The 20,354-nt window shown below is 72.5% G+C and carries 17 protein-coding genes; 3 read left to right on the top strand and 14 right to left on the bottom strand.

What is annotated here, in order from left to right; all coding sequences use genetic code 11:
* Positions 1-46 precede the first annotated feature (46 nt).
* From ABEB07_RS08125 to ABEB07_RS08090, 8 genes are all read right to left on the bottom strand, one after another.
* The gene (locus ABEB07_RS08125; RefSeq protein WP_345667622.1) at positions 47-2,113 is read right to left on the bottom strand and encodes a phosphocholine-specific phospholipase C; all 2,067 of its coding nucleotides are present in this window, start codon (positions 2,111-2,113) and stop codon (positions 47-49) included.
* Between the two features lie 251 nt (positions 2,114-2,364).
* Positions 2,365-4,542: a discoidin domain-containing protein gene (locus tag ABEB07_RS08120; protein ID WP_345667621.1), complete on the bottom strand. Its 2,178-nt coding sequence runs from the start codon at positions 4,540-4,542 to the stop codon at positions 2,365-2,367.
* 79 nt (positions 4,543-4,621) lie between these two features.
* Positions 4,622-6,229, bottom strand: a complete 1,608-nt coding sequence (locus tag ABEB07_RS08115; RefSeq protein ID WP_345667620.1) for a glycoside hydrolase family 13 protein — start codon at positions 6,227-6,229, stop codon at positions 4,622-4,624.
* A 37-nt stretch (positions 6,230-6,266) separates the two neighbouring features.
* Positions 6,267-7,148 carry a carbohydrate ABC transporter permease gene (locus tag ABEB07_RS08110; RefSeq protein ID WP_345667618.1) on the bottom strand — a complete coding sequence of 294 codons (882 nt, stop codon included), beginning with the start codon at positions 7,146-7,148 and terminating at the stop codon, positions 6,267-6,269.
* Positions 7,145-8,107, bottom strand: a complete 963-nt coding sequence (locus ABEB07_RS08105; RefSeq protein ID WP_345667617.1) for a carbohydrate ABC transporter permease — start codon at positions 8,105-8,107, stop codon at positions 7,145-7,147. The genes ABEB07_RS08110 and ABEB07_RS08105 overlap by 4 nt, the downstream gene beginning before the upstream one ends.
* Before the next feature lie 6 nt (positions 8,108-8,113).
* Complete coding sequence (locus ABEB07_RS08100) at positions 8,114-9,463, bottom strand: ABC transporter substrate-binding protein (RefSeq protein ID WP_164586511.1); 1,350 nt, start codon at positions 9,461-9,463, stop codon at positions 8,114-8,116.
* Positions 9,464-9,657: 194 nt separating this feature from the next.
* The gene (locus ABEB07_RS08095; RefSeq protein WP_176151222.1) at positions 9,658-10,656 is read right to left on the bottom strand and encodes a LacI family DNA-binding transcriptional regulator; all 999 of its coding nucleotides are present in this window, start codon (positions 10,654-10,656) and stop codon (positions 9,658-9,660) included.
* A gap of 404 nt (positions 10,657-11,060) precedes the next feature.
* The gene (locus ABEB07_RS08090) at positions 11,061-11,732 is read right to left on the bottom strand and encodes an MmyB family transcriptional regulator (RefSeq protein WP_176151221.1); all 672 of its coding nucleotides are present in this window, start codon (positions 11,730-11,732) and stop codon (positions 11,061-11,063) included.
* 225 nt (positions 11,733-11,957) lie between these two features.
* Here ABEB07_RS08090 and ABEB07_RS08085 point away from each other — a divergent pair, with 225 nt between their 5' ends.
* Both ABEB07_RS08085 and ABEB07_RS08080 read left to right on the top strand, forming a co-directional pair.
* Positions 11,958-12,611 (top strand): helix-turn-helix domain-containing protein, encoded by a 654-nt coding sequence (locus ABEB07_RS08085; protein WP_164586509.1) that lies wholly within the window; start codon positions 11,958-11,960, stop codon positions 12,609-12,611.
* A 249-nt stretch (positions 12,612-12,860) separates the two neighbouring features.
* Positions 12,861-13,088 carry a hypothetical protein gene (locus tag ABEB07_RS08080; protein WP_345667616.1) on the top strand — a complete coding sequence of 76 codons (228 nt, stop codon included), beginning with the start codon at positions 12,861-12,863 and terminating at the stop codon, positions 13,086-13,088.
* A 73-nt stretch (positions 13,089-13,161) separates the two neighbouring features.
* Here the strand turns inward: ABEB07_RS08080 and ABEB07_RS08075 are convergent, their stop codons facing one another.
* From ABEB07_RS08075 to ABEB07_RS08055, 5 genes are all read right to left on the bottom strand, one after another.
* Positions 13,162-13,842 carry a 4'-phosphopantetheinyl transferase family protein gene (locus ABEB07_RS08075; protein ID WP_345667615.1) on the bottom strand — a complete coding sequence of 227 codons (681 nt, stop codon included), beginning with the start codon at positions 13,840-13,842 and terminating at the stop codon, positions 13,162-13,164.
* A 4-nt stretch (positions 13,843-13,846) separates the two neighbouring features.
* Positions 13,847-14,698, bottom strand: coding sequence for a metallophosphoesterase family protein (locus ABEB07_RS08070; protein WP_176151219.1), 852 nt, complete (start codon positions 14,696-14,698; stop codon positions 13,847-13,849).
* Positions 14,699-15,027: 329 nt separating this feature from the next.
* Entirely contained in the window at positions 15,028-16,365 is a 1,338-nt protein-coding gene (locus tag ABEB07_RS08065; protein ID WP_345667613.1) for a 6-phospho-beta-glucosidase, read from the bottom strand.
* Positions 16,366-16,470: 105 nt separating this feature from the next.
* A complete protein-coding gene (locus tag ABEB07_RS08060) occupies positions 16,471-17,745 on the bottom strand; it encodes an MFS transporter (protein ID WP_425588973.1) in 1,275 nt (424 codons plus the stop codon).
* A 17-nt stretch (positions 17,746-17,762) separates the two neighbouring features.
* Positions 17,763-18,302 (bottom strand): ArsR/SmtB family transcription factor, encoded by a 540-nt coding sequence (locus ABEB07_RS08055; protein WP_345667611.1) that lies wholly within the window; start codon positions 18,300-18,302, stop codon positions 17,763-17,765.
* Between the two features lie 168 nt (positions 18,303-18,470).
* Between ABEB07_RS08055 and ABEB07_RS08050 the strand changes: the two genes are divergently transcribed.
* Positions 18,471-19,313 carry a hypothetical protein gene (locus ABEB07_RS08050; protein WP_345667610.1) on the top strand — a complete coding sequence of 281 codons (843 nt, stop codon included), beginning with the start codon at positions 18,471-18,473 and terminating at the stop codon, positions 19,311-19,313.
* 63 nt (positions 19,314-19,376) lie between these two features.
* Here ABEB07_RS08050 and ABEB07_RS08045 read toward each other — a convergent pair whose 3' ends face one another.
* The gene (locus ABEB07_RS08045; protein WP_345667609.1) at positions 19,377-20,318 is read right to left on the bottom strand and encodes a helix-turn-helix domain-containing protein; all 942 of its coding nucleotides are present in this window, start codon (positions 20,316-20,318) and stop codon (positions 19,377-19,379) included.
* Positions 20,319-20,354 lie beyond the last annotated feature (36 nt).

Genomic DNA, 20,354 nt, shown 5'->3' with positions numbered 1-20,354 from the left:
CAACCGCCGTCCTCGCTCCCGCCCGTGCGCCCCGGGGACCCGCGCGTCAGCGGGTGGCGATGGCCGGATCGCTCACGCCGGGACGGCCGTTCTCGACATGTCCGGCGAACCGCCGCAGGAAGCCGGCGTCGGCGTCGGAGGTGACCGTCAGGTCGTACCAGCGCCCGCTCGCCGCGAGGGAGAAGCGGCGGCGCACCGTGGCGCCGGGCGTGACCTTGACAGCGGTGGTCCCCGCGCCGTAGCCGCCCGTCACCTTCAACGTGACTGTGGCGGCGCCCTGGTTGGTGAAGGTCAGCTCGACGTCGTCGCCGGCGTACCGGGCGACCGCCTCGGGGCCCGCGGTCTTTCCGGGGTTGCGGAAGGCGCGCAGGAAGCCGTTGGGGCCGTGCACGGTGAGGTCGTGCGAGCCGCCGGAGTACGCCGAGTTCCAGGCGTCGGACAGGCTCTTGCCGGCCTCGGTGGTGTAGGTCCAGGGGCCGTCGGTGCGGTTGGCGGAGGTGACCAGGAACGCGGCGCCGGCGGCGGCGCCCGAGGAGAAGGTCAGCCGGAACTTCCCGGTCGCCGTGTCGGCCGAACCGTCCACCGCGGGCGCGTACTTGAGCGGGCGGGTGGGGCGCTGCCCGCGCTCCTGCTTCGGCAGGGCGCCCTGGGCGGGCGGGACGGGCACGTAGTCGGGGTGGCGGTTCTTGTCCGGCGGCCGGTAGCCGGCGGTGTCGGGGAGGGCGGCCGGCCGGGTGTCGGCGCCGGCGAAGTCGAAGGCGGCGGTCAGGTCGCCGCAGATCGCGCGCCGCCAGGGCGAGATGTTCGGCTCGCGCACGCCGAAGCGGCGCTCGATGAAGCGGATGATCGAGGTGTGGTCGAGCGTCTCGGAGCAGACGTAGCCGCCCTTGCTCCAGGGCGAGACGACGAGCATCGGCACCCGCTGGCCGAGCCCGTAGGGTCCGGCGACGTGGCCGGCGTCGCCCTTGAAGACGTCCTGGGTCACGTCCACCGTGGACAGGCCCCGGCCGGCGTCGGCCGGCGCGAAGGGCGGCACCAGGTGGTCGAAGAAGCCGTCGTTCTCGTCGTAGGTGATGAACAGCGCGGTCTTCGCCCACACCTTGGGGTCGGCGGTCAGCGCGTCGATGACCTGGGAGACGTACCAGGCGCCGTAGTTGGCGGGCCAGTTGGGGTGCTCGGTGAAGGCCTCGGGGGCGACGATCCAGGAGACCTGGGGCAGCTTGCCGCCCTTGACGTCGGCCTTCAGCTGGTCGAAGTAGCCCTGGCCGGTGCGGGCGTCGGTGCCGGTGCGGGCCTTGTCGTACAGCGGGTCGCCGGGCCTGGCGTTGCGGTACTGGTTGAAGTACAGCAGGGAGTTGTCGCCGTAGTTGCCGCGGTAGGCGTCGTCGATCCAGCCCCAGCCGCCGGCCGCGTCGAGATTGTCGCCGACGTCCTGGTAGATCTTCCAGGAGACGCCCGCCTTCTCCAGCCGCTCGGGATACGTCGTCCAGCCGTAGCCGGCCTCGTCGTTGCCGAGCACCGGGCCGCCGCCCTGGCCGTCGTTGCCGACGTAACCGGACCACATGTAGTAGCGGTTGGGGTCGGTGGAGCCGATGAACGAGCAGTGGTAGGCGTCGCAGACGGTGAAGGCGTCGGCGAGCGCGTAGTGGAAGGGGATGTCGTCGCGGTTCAGGTACGCCATCGTCGTACTGCCCTTGGACGGCACCCACTTGTCGTAGCGGCCGCCGTTGAACGCGGCGTGGCCGTCGTTCCAGCCGTGCGGGAGGTCCTGGAGGAAGGCGAGGCCCAGGTCGTCGGCGTCCGGGTGGAAGGGCGGTATCTCCTTGCCGGCGGCGTTCGTCTGGTACCAGACGCTCCTGCCGCTCGGCAGGGTCACCGGGCGCGGGTCGCCGAAGCCGCGGACGCCTCTGAGGGTGCCGAAGTAGTGGTCGAAGGAACGGTTCTCCTGCATGAGGACGACGATGTGCTCGACGTCCTCGATCGACCCGGTGCGGCGGTTGGCGGGCAGCGCGGCGGCCCGCTGGATGCTGCCGGAGAGCGCGGTGAACGCGGTGGTCGCGCCCGCGATCTGGAGGAAGCGGCGCCGGTTGACTTCGGGCGTGGGTGACGGCATGGGGGAAGGACCTCTCATCCTGCTGACGCGCGGACGGCCGGTACGGACCGAATGCTGTGCGCAGCGAGTGTTCCAAGAGCACCGAACGCGGGGGAAGGGTGCGGTGTCGCCCGAGTGACGGCGAGAGGTACGTGCGGCGACAGGTTTCGGCCACGCGCACGGCCGGGCGCCGTCCCCCCAAAGCGATGGGGGGACGGCGCCCGGCCGAAGTGGCACGGGGCCGGTTCCGGCGACGTGCCGGTCCGCCCGCGTCACGGGGTGGCGTAGGCCTCCACCTCGCTGAACTGGGCCGCCGGCCAGCCCGTGTTGCCGGTGACCGTCAGCCGCAGGTAGCGCGGGCTGGTGCCGGCGGGCAGGGACACGGTGGCGGTGTTGCCGGTGGCCGGGTCGAAGCGGTAGCCCTGCGCGGCGGCCAGTGTCGAGTACGCCGACCCGTCACCGCTGCCGAGCACGGCGACGGTCTGGGTGCGGGCGCCCCAGGCCGAGGACGGCGGCAGCTTCAGCACCAGCCGGCGCACGCTCTGGCTCGATCCCAGATCGACGGTGAGGGACTGCGGGAAGGCGTTGTTGGCCGACTCCCAGTAGCTGTTCGCGTCGCCGTCGACCGCCTTGCCGGGCGTGTAGACGTCCTGGGAGCCGGTGGCGGTGGCCGGGCGGCCCTTGGCGAGATTGCGGTTCGGGTCCGGGTCCGGGTTGCCCTGGCCGGGCTGCGGCCAGCTGGAGCAGTTCGACCAGGTGGTGTTCCAGCCGGAGTTGCCGCCGCCGTCGGTGAGCGCGAAGCCGCCCGAGGGATAGGGGCAGTTGTAGATCCCGGCGACGCCGACGCCGGTCGCGGTGACGTTGCGGAAGGTGGCCGAGCCCTGGGTCTCGGCCTGGACGACGACCGTGCCGGTGTTCTTCACGGTCGCGCCGTTCACGGTGACGTTGCGCACCGGGTTGCCGGTGCCGCCGCCGGAGACGAACTCGAAGGCGCTGTAGGGGCTGTCGGTGATCGTGGTGTTGGTGATGTTCACCGTGGCGTTGATGGCGCTGTCGTAGGAGTCGACGCGCAGCGCGCCCATCGGGTGGCCCCAGTTGGGGTTGATCGCGCCGGCGCGCACCAGGGTGTTGCCGTCGACGGTGATGGTGCCGGCGAGCGGGTTGAAGGGGTCCATGAACTTCTGGTTGGAGATCGCGATGCCGCTGCCGAGGGCGTTGGTGTCGGAGACCAGGTTGTTCCTGACAGTGATGTCGGTGCCGCCGTAGACCGCGATGCCGTTGGCGAGGTTGGGCTGGCTGATCGTGTTGTTCTCGAAGCTGCTGTTGGTGTCCGGGGCGTTGAGGGACCACATGGCGAGCGAGTCGTCGCCTTGGTTGCGCAGGAAGTTGCCGCGGACCTTGACGCCCTTGGCGCTGCCGTTGAGGTTGAGGCCGTCGGCGGTGGTGTCGAGGATCCGGCTGTTCTCGACGACCAGGTTGTCGTTGTTCCCGGTCAGCCACAGTCCGCACTTGAGGTGCTGGATCCACATGCCGGAGACGGAGGAGTTCGGGCCGAGGGAGCCGTTGACGAAGTTGTCGGGGCTGGAGTCGTTGCGTTCGGTGACCTCGCCGATGACCGCGAAGTCCTTGATGTGCACGTTGCCGGCCGAGCTGCCCTGGTTGATGAAACCGGAGCTGTGCACGGTGGAGTACCAGCTGCCCGCGCCCTGGAGCGTGACGTTCTGCACGCCGCCGAGCGAGGAGGTCAGCCGGTAGTCGCCCGGCGGGATCCACACCACCCCGCCCTGGGCGGCGTTGATGGCGTCGCGGAAGGCCTGGGTGGAGTCGCCCTGGCCGCTGGGGTCGGCGCCCTTGGCGGTGACGGAGACGGAACCGGCGGGCTGGGCCGCCGCGGCGGCGACCTGCTCGAAGTCGGCCACGTCCACGGTGACCTGGACGTTGGCCGCCTCCACCGCGATCTTGTCGCCGGCCTGGACGTTCTGGCCGAGCAGCAGGCGGGCGTTGTCGTAGAGGTGGTGCGTCTTGGCGCCGGCGATCCAGCCGGTGTCCACGTAGGAGTACTTGGAGGTGACGGCGAGGGTCCTGGCGAGCCGGACGCCGTTGACGTAGACGTTCAGCGTGCCGGACTGGCCGTCGGGAACGCTGTAGGAGACGTTCACCGCGTTGGCCGCGCGGGGCGCGGTGAACTCGACGCGCTGTCCGGCGTTCAGCCGGACGGCCTGGCGGCCCGACGCCTCGGAGGCGAGGGCGCCCTGGGTGTAGTCGGGGCCGATCCTGGTGCCGCTGGTGGTGGCGGACTCCGCTTCGACCGAGGTGAAGGGGAGGCTCGCGCCCGCCGCCGCGTGGGCGGCGGGCGCGCCGAGGGTGCCGAGCAGGCCGGCGGCGAGGGCGACGGCGGCGCCGACGGCCGGCAGGCGCCGGGCGGTGGGGAGCGTACGGGTGCCGTGCATGTGCTGATCCCTTCGAGTGGGGGTGCGGGGATAGCGCTGTGCGGGAGGTGCGGGGTGGTCCGGCGGTCCGGCCGCGCCGTCAGGTGCGCAGCCAGACCGCCGTGTCCTGCGGGAGGCGGCCGGCGGCGTCCAGCGGACCGCTGGCCAGCAGCAGCCGGGTGTGGGCCGGCAGTTCGGCGGGTTCGGCGCGGAGGTTGACCACGCAGGCGGTGCCCTCGGCGCGGGTGAAGGCGAGGACGCCGTCGGCGGCGGGCAGCCAGGTCAGGGGGGCGTCGCCGAACACCGGGCGCAGGGCGATCGCCCGGCGGTAGAGCCCGAGCATCGAGTCCGGGTCGGCCGCCTGGCGGTCGACGGCGTACGCGGCCCAGTCGGCGGGCTGGGGCAGCCACGGTTCCTCGCGGGAGCCGAAGCCCGCGTACGGCGCGTCGGCCGCCCAGGGCAGCGGGACGCGGCAGCCGTCGCGGCCGGGGTCGGTGCCGCCGGAGCGGAAGTGCATCGGGTCCTGGACGCGGTCCACGGGGATGTCGGCCTCGGGCAGCCCGAGTTCCTCGCCCTGGTAGACGTAGACCGCGCCGGGCAGGGCGAGGGAGAGCAGGGCGGCGGCGCGGGCCCGGCGGGTGCCCAGGGCGAGGTCGGTGGGGGTGCCGAAGACCTTGGCGGCGAAGTCGAACCCGGTGTCGGCGCGGCCGTAGCGGGTGACGGTGCGGGTGATGTCGTGGTTGCACAGCACCCAGGTGGCGGGGGCGCCGACGGGGGCGTGCTCGGCCAGGGTCTCGTCGATGGACGTGCGCAGCCGTTCCGCGTCCCAGGGGCAGGACATGAAGGCGAAGTTGAAGGCGCTGTGCAGCTCGTCGGGGCGCAGGTAGCGGGCGAAGCGCTCGCTGTCGGGCAGCCACACCTCGCCGACGAACACGCCGCCGTACTCGTCGGCGAGCCGGCGCCAGGAGCGGTAGACGTCGTGCAGTCCGTCCCGGTCGACGTAGGGGTGCGGGTCGCGGCCCTCGGTGAAGTCGGGCAGAGCGGGGTCCTTGACGAGCAGGGCGGCCGAGTCGATGCGGACGCCCGCCACGCCGCGTTCGAACCAGAACCGCAGGATGTCCTCGTGTTCCCTGCGGACCGCCGGGTGCGCCCAGTTGAGGTCGGGCTGCTCGGGGGCGAACAGGTGCAGGTACCAGTCGCCGTCCGGGAGCCGGGTCCAGGCGGGGCCGCCGAACTCCGACGTCCAGTCGTTGGGCGGCAGTTCGCCGCTCGCGCCGCGGCCGGGCCGGAAGTGGAACAGCTCCCGCTCGGGTGCCCCGGGGGCGGCGGCGCGGGCGGCGCGGAACCAGGGGTGCTGGTCGGAGACGTGGTTGGGCACGATGTCGACGATGGTGCGGATGCCCAGTTCGCGGGCCTCGGCGATGAGCTTCTCCGCCTCGGCCAGGGTGCCGAAGGCGGGGTCGATGGCGCGGTAGTCGGCGACGTCGTAGCCGCCGTCCTTCATCGGGGAGAGGTACCAGGGGCTGAACCAGAGGGCGTCCACGCCGAGTTCGGAGAGGTACGGCAGCCGGGAGCGGACGCCCGCGAGGTCGCCGGTGCCGTCGCCGTCGCCGTCGGCGAAGCTGCGGACGTAGACCTGGTAGAGGACGGCGTCGCGCCACCAGTCGGCGTCGTCGCGGCCGTTTCGGGCATGGGTGGGCTGTCCCACTGTGCCTGCCTTTCTGTGTCGGTGCGAAGGGGTGGTGTCAGCCCTTCGTGCTGCCCGCGCTGATCCCGGCGATGATGTGCCGCTGGAAGAGGAGGAAGAGGGCGACCATCGGGATGCTGGCGATCACCATGGCGGCGATGAGCACGGTCAGTTGGATGTTCTGCGACAGCTGCACCAGGGCCACGCTGATGGGCTGCTTGTCGGTGTCGGAGAAGACCATCAGCGGCCACAGGAAGTCCTGCCAGACGGCGACCAGCGCGAAGATCGACACGACGCCGAGCACCGGCCGGGAGATCGGCAGCACGATCGACCACAGGATGCGCAGCTTGCCCGCGCCGTCGATCTCCGCGGCCTCCAGCACGTCGCGCGGTATCTGGTCGAAGAACCGCTTGAGCAGGTAGAGGTTGAAGGCGTTGGCGACGGCCGGCAGCCAGATCGCGAGCGGGTCGTTGAGCAGGCTGGTGTGCAGGAACGGCAGGTCGGCGACGGTGAGGTACTTCGGGACGACCAGGGCCTGGGCCGGGACCATGAGGGTGGCCAGGATGCCGCCGAGGATCACCTTGCCGAAGGCCGGCCGCAGCTTGGACAGCGCGTAGGCGGCGGCCGTGCAGAACACCAGCTGGAACGCCCAGGCTCCGGCGGCCTGGACGAGGGTGTTCCACAGGTGCTGCGGCAGCTGCATCAGGTCCCAGGCGTCGGTGAAGGCGCTGGTGTGCCAGTGCTCGGGAACCAGGGTGGGCGGGGTCTGGGCCACCTCGTCGGGCGACTTGGCCGCGCCGGTCACCATCCAGTAGACGGGGAAGAGGAAGGCGAGCGTGAACAGCACCAGGACACTGCCGAAGACGGTCCAGTACAGGACCTTGCCGCGCGGGCGGGCGAGGGTGGCCGGGGAGACGAGGGTGCGGGTGGCGCTGCTCATGCGTTCTCCTCGCCGGAGCCGGACCGGGTCAGCCTGAGGTAGACCGCGGAGAAGACGCCGAGCAGCACGAGCAGCATCACGCTCAGGGCGCAGGCGCCGCCGAAGTCGTTGTAGAGGAAGGCGTACTTGTAGATGAGGTAGAGCACGGTGACCGTGGCGCTCTCCGGGCCGCCGCCGGTGATCACGAAGGGTTCGGTGAACACCTGCATGGTGGCGATGATCTGGAGCAGCATCAGCATCAGGATCACGAACCGGGTCTGCGGGACCGTGACGTGGCGGACGCGCTGGAGGATGTTCGCGCCGTCCAGTTCGGCGGCCTCGTACAGCTCGCCGGGGATGGACTGGAGGGCGGCCAGGTAGATCAGGACGGTGCCGCCCATGTTGGCCCAGGTGGCCACGAGGACCAGGGAGACGAGCGCGGTGTCGGTGCCGTTGGTCCAGTTCGAGGTGGGCAGGTGCAGGGCGCGCAGCGCCTCGTTGGCGAGGCCGGCGCCGGGATCGTAGAACCACTTCCACAGCAGCGCGCTGACCACCGGCGGGATCATCACCGGAAGGTAGACCACGACCCGGAAGAAGGCCTTGGCGTGCCGCAGTTCGTTCAGGACGAGGGCCAGGACGAACGGGACGGCGAAGCCGATCAGCAGGGCGAGCACGGTGAAGGTCAGGGTGTTGCGCCAGGCGGCGCCGAACTCCGGGTCGTGCAGGACGTGGGTGAAGTTGGCGGTGCCGACCCATTCGGGCGGGTTGCCCGGCGTGTACTTCTGGAAGGCGAGCACGACGGCGCGGATCGCCGGGTACCAGGAGAACAGGGCGAAGCAGATCAGTCCGCCCAGCAGGAAGGCGTAGGCGCGGGCCTGTTCGGCCAGGCGGCGCCGCCTCCGGTCCCCCGCCGGGGACGGCGCCTGTACCGGGTGGACGGCCATCGCCTCGGCGGATCGCCGCTCGGCCGTTTTCGTCATGGTCGGTCAGCTCCGGGCCAGGATGCCGTCGATCTTCGAGGAGGCGTCCTTGAGCAGATGGTCGATGTCGGCGTCCTTCTTGGTGAGGACCGCGGAGACGACGCCGTCGAGGACGGAGTAGATCTGCTGGGCGTTGGGCGGCTCGACCTTCAGCTGGAGCTTCTGGTTGCCGTCGAGGAAGGACTGGTAGTTGTCCACCGGGACGTTGGCGTTGGCCTTCTTGACCTGCTGGTCGGTGGCGTCGGCGGCGCCGGTGAACAGGCGCGGCTCGGGCAGGCCGACGGGCGCGTTGTTCTTCTTGGCGCGGGCGTAGTCGCCGAGGAAGCCCTTGCCGGGGGTGAGGAACATGTGGTCGAGGAACTTCAGGCCGGCGCGGATCTGGGCGGGGCTGTCCTTCTTGCTGAACATGTAGCCGTCGCCGCCGACGAGGGTGCCCTTGCCGCCGGGCATGGGGGCCAGGGCGAGGTCGTTGTAGTTGCCGCCCTTCTCCTTGACCAGGATCGGGATGTTGTCCGGAGCGGCCAGGTACATGCCGAGCTTGCCCGAACCCATCATCAGCTGGACGTCGTTGATGACGAGCAACTGCTTGCTGCCCATCGAATCGTCGGTCCAGCGCATGTCGTGCAGGTTCTGGAGCACGGCGTGGCCCTCGGGGGTGTCGACGGCGGCCTTCTTGCCGTCGGCGCCGACGACGTCGCCGCCCTGGGAGTACATCTCGGCGGTGAAGTGCCAGCCGCCCTGGTTCTGGGCGCTGTAGTCGGCGTAGCCGACGGTGCCGCCGCCGAGCGCGGCGATCTTCTTGGCGTCGGCGCGGACCTCCTCCCAGGTCGTCGGCGGCTTCTCGGGGTCGAGGCCGGCCTTCTGGAAGAGCTTCTTGTTGTAGATCAGGCCCATCGAGTAGCCGGTGCGCGGGATGCCGTAGACCTTGCCGTCGACGGTGTAGATGTCGCGCAGTTGCTGCTGGAGGGTGCCGTAGCTCTTCAGCTCCTTGACGTACGGCGTCAGGTCGGCGGCCTGGCCGGTGCTCACGACGTGCTTGACGTCGGTGAAGTACGTGTAGAACACGTCCTCCATCTGGCCGCCGGCCAGCTTGGCGTCGAAGGTCTTGGGGTCCTCGCAGGGGAACGCGTCGTGCAGGGTGACGTCGATGTCCGGGTTCTGCTTCTCGAAGGACGCCGAGTCCTCGTCGAAGAACGTCCGGTCGACCTTGGCGCTCTTGGGCGGCTCGCAGTTGACCGTGATGCGGGTCTTGCCGCTCGCGGCGCCGTCGTCGCCGGAACCGCACGACGTCAGGGCGAGAGCGAAGGCGCAGACGCCGATGGCGGCGACGGCAGGGCGGAACCCGGTAGTTCTCATCGGTGGACCCCTCTGGGCAGGAGCGGTGGGCGCGGCACACTCAAGCACCGGTGAGGGCTGCGCGCAATATCTCGCGCAGAATCTGAAATTATTTGACAGCTCGCGGGATCTTCAGGACGGTCTCTTCCAGAGGCTTCCGGGGGGTTGCAGGGGGTGAGTCAGGGCGCGGGCCCGGGCGCGGGTCAGGGCCCGGGTCAGGGACGGGGAGCCTGGGCGGTGGAGCCGCGCACCACCAGCTCCGGCTCGAACAGCAGCTCGTCGGCCGGTACGGCGCTGCCGGCGATCTGCGCGTTGAGCAGCTCCACGGCCGCCTTGCCCATGGACTCGATGGGCTGGCGGACGGTGGTCAGCGGCGGTTCCGTGCAGTTCATCAGCGCGGAGTCGTCGTAGCCCACGACCGAGATCCGGGTCGGGACGTCGAGGCCGCGGCGCCGGGCGGCGCGTACGACGCCGAGGGCGAGCGGGTCGCTGGCGCAGATGAAGCCGGTGACGCCCCGGTCGATGAGTTTGGCCGCCGCCGCGTGGCCGCCCTCGATGGAGAAGATGGCGCGGGCGACGAACTCCTCGGGCAGTTCGGCGCCGAAGGCGCGGGCGGTGGCCAGCTTGCGCGCGGACGGCACGTGGTCGCCGGGGCCGAGGACGAGGCCGATCCGCTCGTGCCCGAGGGAGGCGAGGTGGCGCCAGGCCTGCTCCACGGCGACCGCGTCGTCGCAGGACACGCTGGGGAAGCCCAGGTGCTCGATCCCCGCGTTGACCAGCACCACGGGGATGTTGCGCTCGGCCAGCAGCCGGTAGTGGTCGTGCGGCGCGTCCGCCTGGGCGTACAGGCCGCCGGCGAAGACGACGCCGGAGACCTGCTGTTGCAGCAGCAGCTCGACGTAGTCCGCCTCCGAGACGCCGCCCTTGGTCTGGGTGCACAGCACGGGGGTCAGGCCCAGCTGGGCCAGCGCGCCGCCGATGACCTCGGCGAAGGCCGGGAAGATGGGGTTCTGCAGCTCGGGCAGGACCAGGCCGACCAGCCGGGCCCGCTCGCCGCGCAGCTGGGTGGGCCGCTCGTAGCCGAGCACGTCCAGCGCGGACAGCACCGCCTGCCGGGTGGCTTCGGACACCCCGGGTTTGTTGTTGAGCACCCGGCTGACGGTGGCCTCGCTGACCCCGACCTTCTTCGCCACTTCCGCAAGTCGTCGCGTCATGCGCGCAAGAATAGCGCAAGGATTGCAAGTGCCTTGCGTACTGATCGGACGCGGGACGCCGCTGCGTGGACGCCCCTGGGAGCGGTGCCGCGGACGGGGAGCGGCGGGGCACGGCCCGCGTCGGTCGGGCCGGACTCGGGGGCGGGTGGGAGCCGTGGGCGGGCGGGAGTCGGGGACAGCCCGGATCGGGAGGCGGCCCGAATCAGGGGGCGGCCCGCGTCGGACGGGCCGGATCCGGGGCGGCCCGGATCAGCGGGTAGCCCGGACCGGACGGGACGAAGCCGGGGCGGCCCGGATCGGCGGGCGGCCCGGACCGGACGTGCGTGGGGCTCCGTCCTGGGAGGGGCGGGGCCGGTCCTGGCGCCCGGTGCCGTCGGCGACCTGAACGCCGGCGGTGCCGGGCGTCAGGACTCGGCGGCGGGCACCACGCTGAGGTGGCCGGCCGGGCGGCGGGCGCGGCGCGGGCGGTGCTGGGGCCGGGACGGCCGGGGCGGCTCGCGCAGCACCAGGGTGAGCCGGGTGTGGCCCAGCTCCCGCAGGGTCGCCGGGGTCTCCTCGACCACCCGGCACTCGGTGGCGCCCCAGCGCGGATCGGGATGCAGCAGCGGACGCACCGCGCCGTCCGGCTCCGCGGCCGCCGGGCCGACCGCGCGCAGCCAGTGCGGCAGGCCGTGCCGGTAGGCGGCCTCCATGATCGGGTCCTGGGCGATGTCCCGACGGATGCCCTGGAGGACCGGATCGTGCCCCACCCGCTCCACGGTCGCCGCGAACTGCGCCAGCATCGGCAGGCACCAGCGGGCCTCGTGGTCGCCGAGGACGGCGCCGGCCTCGGGATGGAACAGGACGAAGCGCAGGAAGTTCTCGTCCGGCATGGCCGTCGGATGCGGGCCCGCGCCGCCGAAGAGCGACGTGAAAGCGCCGTTGCTCAGGACGACGTCCCAGCGGTGGTCGACGACGAAGGACGGGAAGGAGACTGCCTCCAGAAGCACGGCGTAGTCCCGCAGGTAGGCCTGCGCCTCGGGACTGACGGGAACGGACTGCGGCGCCGGCCGCTGCCCTCCTGCCTGAAATGCCATCCGGAGGTCACCCCTCTTGCCTCTGCGGCCTTCACGCGGCGCCTTGATCCTGCTGTTCGGACGCGACCGTGTCAACTATCGTGGCATTTCATGCCGATCGACGGCTGAAATTGGCCACAGTTGTGGCGAGACCTGGATGTGAGTTCGAACAACGGGCTACTCTCCGGGAAGTTCACGGCACCCTGCCCTGTGAGAAGTCTGTAGAGAGACGTAGGAGATCTGTCGGTGACGGATGGCATCGAGGATCCGGGTTCCGTGGCGTCGGCCGTCCTGTCGGCGGTCGTCGCACGTGTCACCACGCTCGCCGACCGGCTGGGCGTCTCCCAGGCGGAGGTCTTCGACGTCGCCCGCCTGTCCGTGGCCTGCGGCGTCCCCGAACCCGTGATCAGGACACTGCTGAGCGGCCGCACCGCGGGCGAGCCGGACGTGCAGGCCCGGTTCCTGCAACGGCTGGATCTGTTGCGCCGCACCCGGCTCAAGCCCGACCGGCGACGCTACACCCAGCAGGAGATCGCCGACGGCGCGGGGATGTCGCGCCAGCAGGCGGGCGCTCTCATCAACGGCGACCGGCGGCCCACCATGGAGCACTGCGACGCCATCCAGCGGTTCTTCCGCGTGCACGCGGGCTTCCTCACCGCCGAGGACCCCGAGGCGCTGGCGAGTGCCCTGCAGCGCACCGAGCAGGAACTGCTGCAACGCCTCGCGGACCGCGAGCGGCAGGCGGCGGCCGCCGACGATCCGCTGGAGCGGCTGCTGCAGAACCACGGCGTCCGCGGCATCGCCTGGCGCGCCGCGCAACTGCCCACCGACCAGCACCGGGACAAGGTCGCCGAGTGGCTGGACATGCTGCTGGAGAGCGTCAAGCGCCCCGAGTCGTGACCCGGGCGGCGCCCCGGCGCCGCCCGCGGCCCGGAGCCGGGCGTTCCCACGCCGGGCGTTCCCACGCCGGGCGTTCCCACGCCGGGCGTTCCTGAGCTGAGCGTTCCTGAGCTGAGCGTTCCTGAGCTGAGCGGGCGAACCGGGGCGTGCGACGGGGGCATTGTCAGTGGGGGGCGGCAAGCTGGTGGCACCGCGCCGCGGGCAACCGGGCGCGGGACCGTGTGACGCCGAAACCGGGGAGATCGACCGATGCCGACCGCCGTACTGACCGACCGTGAACGCACCGCCGTCCAGGCCTATCTGCGGCTGCTGCACACCGTGCGCGCCGCGTTCGACGCCCCCGCGGCGGCCGACCGGCCGGCACTCGTCCCGCCGGCCGTCCTCGCCGAGGCCGACCAGGCCCTGGCCCGGGCCGGCCTGACGGGCAACGAGGAGGCGTTCTTCGACCTGCTCGGCAATTGGTGCCCCGAGCCCTGACCGGCCCGCCGCCGGACAAACGAGCAGGCCCGGTCCCGGCCTCCGCGGCGCCGCCCGCGGGGCCGGGGCGCCCTCAGGCGTGCGGAACCGTCACCGCCGTGGCCACCAGGCCCCTGGTGACCGTCCAGCGGCCCTGGAAGCCGGTGAGGCGACGGCCGCCGACGACCGGGCCCGGGACCAGCAACTCGGCCCGGAAGGCGCCGAGACGGGGCGTCCCGGGGTAGGCGTACATCTCGATGTCCGCCTCCATGAAGTCGAGCCACTTGCCGGTCAGCGGGAACCACGCCTTGTAGACGGACTCCTTGGCGCTGAACAGCAGCCGGTCCCAGTGCACCGCGCCGTCCCCGGCGGCGAGAGCGGTCAGCCGCCGCGCCTCGCCGGGCAGGGCGACGGCGGTCAGCACCCCGTCCGGCAGCGGGGCGTGGGGTTCGGCGTCGATGCCGAGGGAGGCCAGGTCCGTGGAGCGCACCAGGGCCGCGGCGCAGTAGCCCTCGCAGTGGGTCATGCTGCCGGCCAGGCCCTCCGGCCAGACCGGCGCTCCCCGTTCGGCCGGCAGGATGGGCTGCGGCGGGACGCCCAGCTTCTCCATGGCGCGCCGGGCGCAGGCCCGTACGGTGCTGAACTCGCGGCGGCGCTTGGCGACCGCGCGGGCCACGACCGCCTCCTCCTCGGGATGCAGCGGCGGGAGGACGCCCCCCTCGTCGCCGTACGACTCCACGGCCACCACCGAGTCCGGGAGCAGTTCGTCGATCACCGGTTCAGCCCTCCGTCGGGAGAATGCGGCGCAGCCTGTCCGGCGGTCCCGGCCGCTTGCGCCATTCGCGCGGGTAGCCCACGGACACCTCCTCGAAGCGGACGCCCTCGTGCCAGGTGGTCCGGGGGATGTGGAGGTGGCCGTAGACCATGGCGGCCACCCGGAACCTGCGGTGCCAGTCGGCGGTCAGCCGGGTGCCGCACCACATGGCGAACTCCGGGTACCAGAGCACGTCCATGGGGTGCCGGTCCAGCGGGTAGTGGTTGACGAGCACGGTCGGCAGGTCGGCGGGGAGCGCGGCGAGTCTGCGCTCGGTCTCGGCGACCCGGGCCCGGCACCACGCCTCACGGCTCGGGTAGGGGTCGGGGTGCAGCAGGAACTCGTCGTTGCAGACGACGCCGGTGCCGTTGGCGTAGGCCAGTCCCTCGTCCTTGGTGGCACAGCCGGCCGGCAGGAACGAGTAGTCGTACAGCAGGAACAGCGGGGCGACGGCCACCGGTCCGCCGGGGCCGTGCCAGAGCGGGTAGGGGTCCTCGGGGGTCGTCACGCCCAGTTCGCGGCAGACCTCGACCAGATGCTCGTAGCGGGCGACGCCGCGCAGGGTGACGGTGTCCCTCGGGTGGGTCCACAGTTCGTGGTTGCCGGGCGCCCAGATGACCTTGTGGAAGCGGCTGGCCAGCGTCTTGAGCGCCCAGCGGACGTCGGTCACGGTCTCGGCGACGTCGCCGGCCACCAGCAGCCAGTCGTTCTCCGACTCCGGCTCCATCCGCTCGACCAGTTCGCGGTTCTCGCGGTAGCCGATGTGCAGGTCGCTGATGGCGAGCAGCCGCCCGTCATCACCCGCCGTCCCCGTCACCTCTGGCCCCCCGTCGCACAGCCGTCGCCCCCCACAACAACACACCGGCCGACATCCGGACAAGGGGGTTCCCGGTCCGCCCCTCCAGCCGGATGGCCGAATCGCCCTCCTCCGCGGATTCTTTGCGTCCGGGGTGTATCAGGCGGGCCGCCGCCGACTCTCAAGGGTGGGGATGCGGGGAAGAACGGGGGAACCGGGGCGGGGAGCACGGGGGAACACGGGGGTGGGGCGGTCGGTCGCCGTACGGGGAGGCGGCCGGCCGCTCCGGTGTCCGCCGTTCCGGACCGGCGCGCCGCACCGCCCGATCGCACCGCCCGCCCGCGCCGCGGTCAGCGCAGATACGCCAGCCCCGGGTGGACCCGGGTGTAGCCGTCGACCAGCCTGCGGGCCACGTTCACCGAGTCGACCAGCGGGTGCAGCGCGAACGCCCGGACCGCCGCCTCCCGGGAGCGTGACTCGGCCGCCGTCAGCACCTCGCGTTCGACCGCCTTGACCGCGCAGACCAGGCCGGTGGCGTGGCCGGGCAGCGGATCGACCGCGACCGGGTGCGCGCCGTTGGCGTCGACCAGGCACGGGACTTCGATGACGGCGTCCGCGTCCAGTGCCGAAAGGGTGCCCTTGTTGCGGACGTTGAGGATCAGCGTGGCGCGCTCGTCGCGGGCGATGGCCCGCATCAGGGCCAGGGCCACCTTCTCGTAGCCGCCCGAGAGGTCGTCCTCCTCCCGCTCCCCCGCCCCGGCCGCCTCGCGGTTCTCGGCCATGTAGGTGGCCTCGCGCTCGGCCCGGGTGCGGTTCCAGGCCGCGAGCGCCGGCGCCCCGGGGGCCCCCAGCCGCTCGTAGAACGCGGCCTGCTGGTCGCGCAGGAAGGCGCCGCGGGTCTTCTCGGCCCGCTGGTACGCCTGTACGGCCTCGCGGTTGAAGTAGTAGTAGTGCAGGTACTCGTTGGGGACCGCGCCCAGCGAGCGCAGCCACCGCGCGCCGAAGAGCCGCCCCTCCTCGAAGGAGCCGAGCAGTTCGGGATCGTCCAGCAGGCGCGGCAGCAGGTCGCGTCCGGCGACGCGCAGACCGCGTACCCAGCCGAGGTGGTTGAGGCCGACGTAGTCGATCCACGCCTCGTCCGGCGGCACGCCGAGCACCCGGGCGATGCGGCGGCCGAGGCCGACCGGCGAGTCGCAGATGCCGATGACGCGGTCGCCGAGGTGGCGGGACATGGCCTCGGTGACCAGTCCCGCGGGGTTGGTGAAGTTGATGACCCAGGCGTCGGGCGCCAGGCGGGCCACCCGCCGCGCGATGTCGACGGCGACGGGCACGGTGCGCAGGCCGTAGGCGATGCCGCCCGCGCCGACGGTCTCCTGGCCGAGCACGCCTTCGGCGAGGGCGACCCGTTCGTCCTCCGCGCGTCCCGCCAGACCGCCCACGCGGATCGCGGAGAACACGAAGTCCGCGCCGCGCAGCGCCTCGTCGAGATCGGTGGTGGCGCGCACGGCGGGGGCGTCGGGCGCCGCGGTGGCCTGTTCGGCCAGGACCCGGGTGACGGCCGAGAGCCGTCCGGCGTCGACGTCGTGCAGGACGACCTCGGTGACCCGGCCCTCGGCGCGGTCGGCCAGCAGCGCCCCGTACACGAGCGGCACGCGGAATCCGCCGCCGCCCAGAATCGTCAGCCTCACCCTCGTACCCTCCCGCCACGCCACCCGTCCGGCCTGCCCAAACCCTACTCGCCGGGCGCGGCGCGGCCCGCGAGGCCGTGCGCGGACGGGGCGGCGGCGGAGGCGTCACACCGGGTCGGGCGCGCTCCGCCGGGCGGGTTCCCTGGGCGCGGGGATGTCCGGGGCGGCGGCCTGGGCCGCTGCCTGGAGGGCCGCCTCGACGCGGCGGTTGCTGGTCATGGAGGCCGTGACGGCCGTCATCGCCAGGAGGAGGGCGGCGGCGGCGTAGAGCGGGGTGCGGAGGTCGTAGGCGGTGGCCAGCCAGCCGCCGAGGAAGGCGCCGAGCGGGGCGGCGCACATGGCGAGCATGCGGGAGGTGGAGGCGACCCGGCCCATCAGGCGGGCGGGGACGATCGTCTGTCTCAGGGAGGGGCCGAGCACCATCGTGGCGCCCATGCCGGCCCCGCAGGCGGCGAGCGCGAGCGCGGCGACGTACGGGTTCGGGGCGGCGGCCAGGCCCAGGATGGCGAGCCCTTCGACGGCGGCCGTGCAGGTCAGTGCGGTGCCGGTGCCGAGGCGCCGGCCGAGCCGGGAGGCGATGCCCGCGCCGAGCAGGCCGCCGGTGGCCTCCGCCGTGAGGAGCAGGCCGAAGCCGTAGGCGTGGATGCCGAGGCGGTCGTGCGCGAAGAGGGCGAGGACGGTCTCCACGGCGAGGAAGGCGACGTTGCCGACCGCAGGGCGGAGCGCGAGCCCGAGCAGCACCCGGTCCCGGAAGACGTAGGAGGCCCCGGCACGGGCCTGCCCGAGCAGCGAGGCGCGGGCCTCCGGCACGGGCCGGGGCAGGGCGGGCAGCGAGCGCACGAGCAGTGCGGAGAGCAGGAACGACAGCGCGTCGGCGAGCAGCGGGACCGCCCGTCCGAGTGCGAGCAGCGCACTGCCCGCGGGCGGTCCCGCGAATCCGGACGCGACGGTCTGGGCGCCGCGCAGGCGGGAGTTGGCGCGCTCCAGGAGTGCGGGGTCGCGGCCGAGCAGGCCGGGCAGGTAGGCCGTGGCGGCCGTGTCGAAGAAGAGTCCGCCGAGGCCGAGGAGGAAGGCGACGGCGGCGAGCAGCGGGATGCTCAGCGCGTCGAGCGCGGCGGCCGCCGCCGGTGTCGCGAGCAGCGCCGTGCGCGCCGCGTCCGTGACCCACATCGTGCGCCGGCGGTCCCAGCGGTCCACCAGCGCGCCGCCGAGCACCCCGAAGAGCAGCCACGGCAGCGTCCCGGCGGCCGTGACGACGGCGAGCGCCATCGGATCCCGCGTCAACGTCAGCGCGAGCAGGGGCAGTGCGGCGTGCGTGACGCCGTCGCCGAGCGAGGACACCGTCTGCGCGGTCCACAGCCGTCCGAACCCGGTAGGCAACTTCCTTGTGTCATCACTCACTTGGAGTCCCCCTTCGCCTGGTCGCGCGGCGCCGGACGGAACAGCGCGAAGGCGAGCGACACGTCCGGCAGCGACGGGTCGGACAGCTCCCGGTACTCGTCCGCCAGCGCCTCCAGCCGCGCTCCCAGCTGCGCGAACTGCTCCTCGGTGAGGCGCAGATGGGCCATCCGCACGTACCGCTCGGCGTCCGCCGGCGATGCCTCCAGGTCCGCCACCGCGTTGCGCATCAGCACGTCGGGCTGCCCCGCCCCGGGGTCCGGCAGCTCGATCGAACGGGCGGCCATCGCGTAGTACCGCTCGGTGACCCCCCGCACCTTCCGCGTCCGCACCACCTTCACCAGTCCGGCCCGCTCCAGCAGGCGCACGTGATAACTGGAGCTCCCTTTCGCGAGGCCCACCCGCTCGGCGATCTGTGTGATCGTCGCCGGCTCGAAGCGGAGCACGGCCATGATCCGGTGGCGGGTGAGGTTGGAGACGGCGCGCAGCTGCTCGTCCGTCGTGACGTGAAACGTCTCGGGAAGATCGTCGGTAGCCATGCGAGCAATGGTCAACGATTGTTGACCATTGCGCAAGGGGGTTGCCCGCGGCGCCGCGCGGGCCATGAGGGGCGGGTTCCGGACGCGTCGGGCGAAGGCGGTGCCCTGACGGCGCGGCACATGGTTCGATGCGAACCCCTTCCCCCCTCATGGACATGGCAGGTACGGATGAGACGTCAACTGTTCGCCGGCGCGGCCCTGTCGGCGGCCCTCGTCCTCGGGACGGCCGCCTCCGCCGTGGCGGCCGTACCGGTCTGGCAGGAGACCGGTACGGCGTACGTCGACTCGCTGAGCGGCAGTCAGGGCCTGGCGAGCCGCGCGGACGGCTCGCTGCTGCACCGGGGACTCGCCTCGATCCCGCTGGACCTGCGGATCAAGGGCTGGAACCACGTCGGCGACCCGGACGTCGCGCGGGACCACGTCTTCGACGCCTACCAGGGCGCGGACGACGCGACGTCCAAGATGTTCGCGGTGACCACCCCGGCCGGCAAGCGCTACGAGTACGTCCACCGGCTCGACGCCGGCGAGAAGGTGAACAACTCCTTCGCCGCCGTCTCGCCCGACGCCCAGTGGCTGGTGTCGGGCGAGTGGGGCGACCAGGACCGGCTCCAGGTCTTCCCGGCGCCCCTGCTCAACCCGGCCACCCCGGCCACCGGCGGCGCGCTCGCGCAGGCGCCGCAGATCACCCTCGACAAGCCCGTGCGCGACATCCAGGGCTGCGACTTCGTCAACGACACCCGGCTGCTGTGCGCCTCGGACGACGGCTCGAAGTCGCTGTTCCCCGAGGACCGGCCGCTGCTCCAGGTGGACCTGGCGCACCGGCTGGACGGCTCGCCGGTCACCGGGCACGTGACGAGCCTGTTCGCGCTGCCCCGACGCAGCGTGTGCACGGGGACGTTCGAGGCGGAGGGCGTGGACTACGACGCGGCCCGCGGCGTCCTGCGCGCCGAGGTCGTGCCGCCGAGCGTGTGCAAGGTGACGACGGCCGTGTACGCGTACCGCCTCCAGTAGGGCGGACCTCGGCGGCACCGGGCGTCCCGCGGCCCCGCGCACCCGCGCGGGGCCGCCGCGCGTTCAGCGCAGCTCGGCCCGGAAGGCCACCGGGGTCTGGCCGGTGTGCAGGTGGAAGAACTTGGAGAAGTTGGCCGCGTCGGGGAAGCCGACGGCCGCGCCGACCCGGCCGATGGGCAGCCCGGTGTGGGCGAGCAGCCGCTTGGCCTCCAGGACGACGCGTTTGTCGATGAAGCCCTTGGGGGTCTCGCCGGTGGCGGCGCGGACCGCGCGCACCAGGGTGCGGCGGGAGTAGCCGAGGGCGTCGGCGTAGGCGCTGACGCTGTGGTTGGCGGTGAAGCCCTTCTCGACCGCGTCGCGGAACAGGGTGAAGGTGGTGTCGGCCTGGCGGCGGGTGGCCTCGGCCGAGCTGGCCGCGAGATGGGCCAGGCGCAGCAGGAACGCGGTGAGCGAGTGCCGCAGCACCGCGGTGTGCAGGCTCAGCGGGAGGGTGTCGGTGTCCTCGTACTCGCGGCGCAACTGGTCGAGGGCGGCATCCAGGGCCGCGCGCTGGGCGTCGTCGGGGTGGAGCAGGGGCGGCAGGTCGTAGCGGTACAGGCCGGTCGCCTCGACGGTGGCGCGGGGCAGGAAGCCGGGCTGCATGGTCAGCACGGTTCCGCGGTACTCGTCGGTACCGGAGAACCGATGGACCTGTCCGGGGCGCACCCACAGCACGTCCCCGGCGGCGGCCTCGTACTCGGCGAAGTCGACCATGTGCCGCACCGGGCCGTCGCCGAAGAGCATGACCACGTGGAAGTCGATGCGGTGGACGCGATGCAGAGGAGCCTCGGCGTGCCAGGTGCGTGCGGTGCCCATGGGGCCGATCTGGAGTCCCACGCCGCCGAGGCTGAGGTCCACCGGGAAGGGGAAGGTCCTGATCCCGTCGCCGTCGCGGGGGCCGGGTCCGTCGTGGGGGCCGGGTCTGTCGAGGCGGCCCGGCCCGTCGTGGGTGATTGCGTCCGCCATGTCCCTCTCGTACCGCCTTGACCGCCCGGCGGCCGG

Origin of the sequence: Streptomyces similanensis (assembly GCF_039543625.1) — a bacterium.
GTDB classification, from domain to species: domain Bacteria; phylum Actinomycetota; class Actinomycetes; order Streptomycetales; family Streptomycetaceae; genus Streptomyces; species Streptomyces similanensis.
The sequence above is the reverse complement of the archived record's forward strand: the minus strand, read 5'-3'. Positions and strand labels throughout refer to the sequence as shown.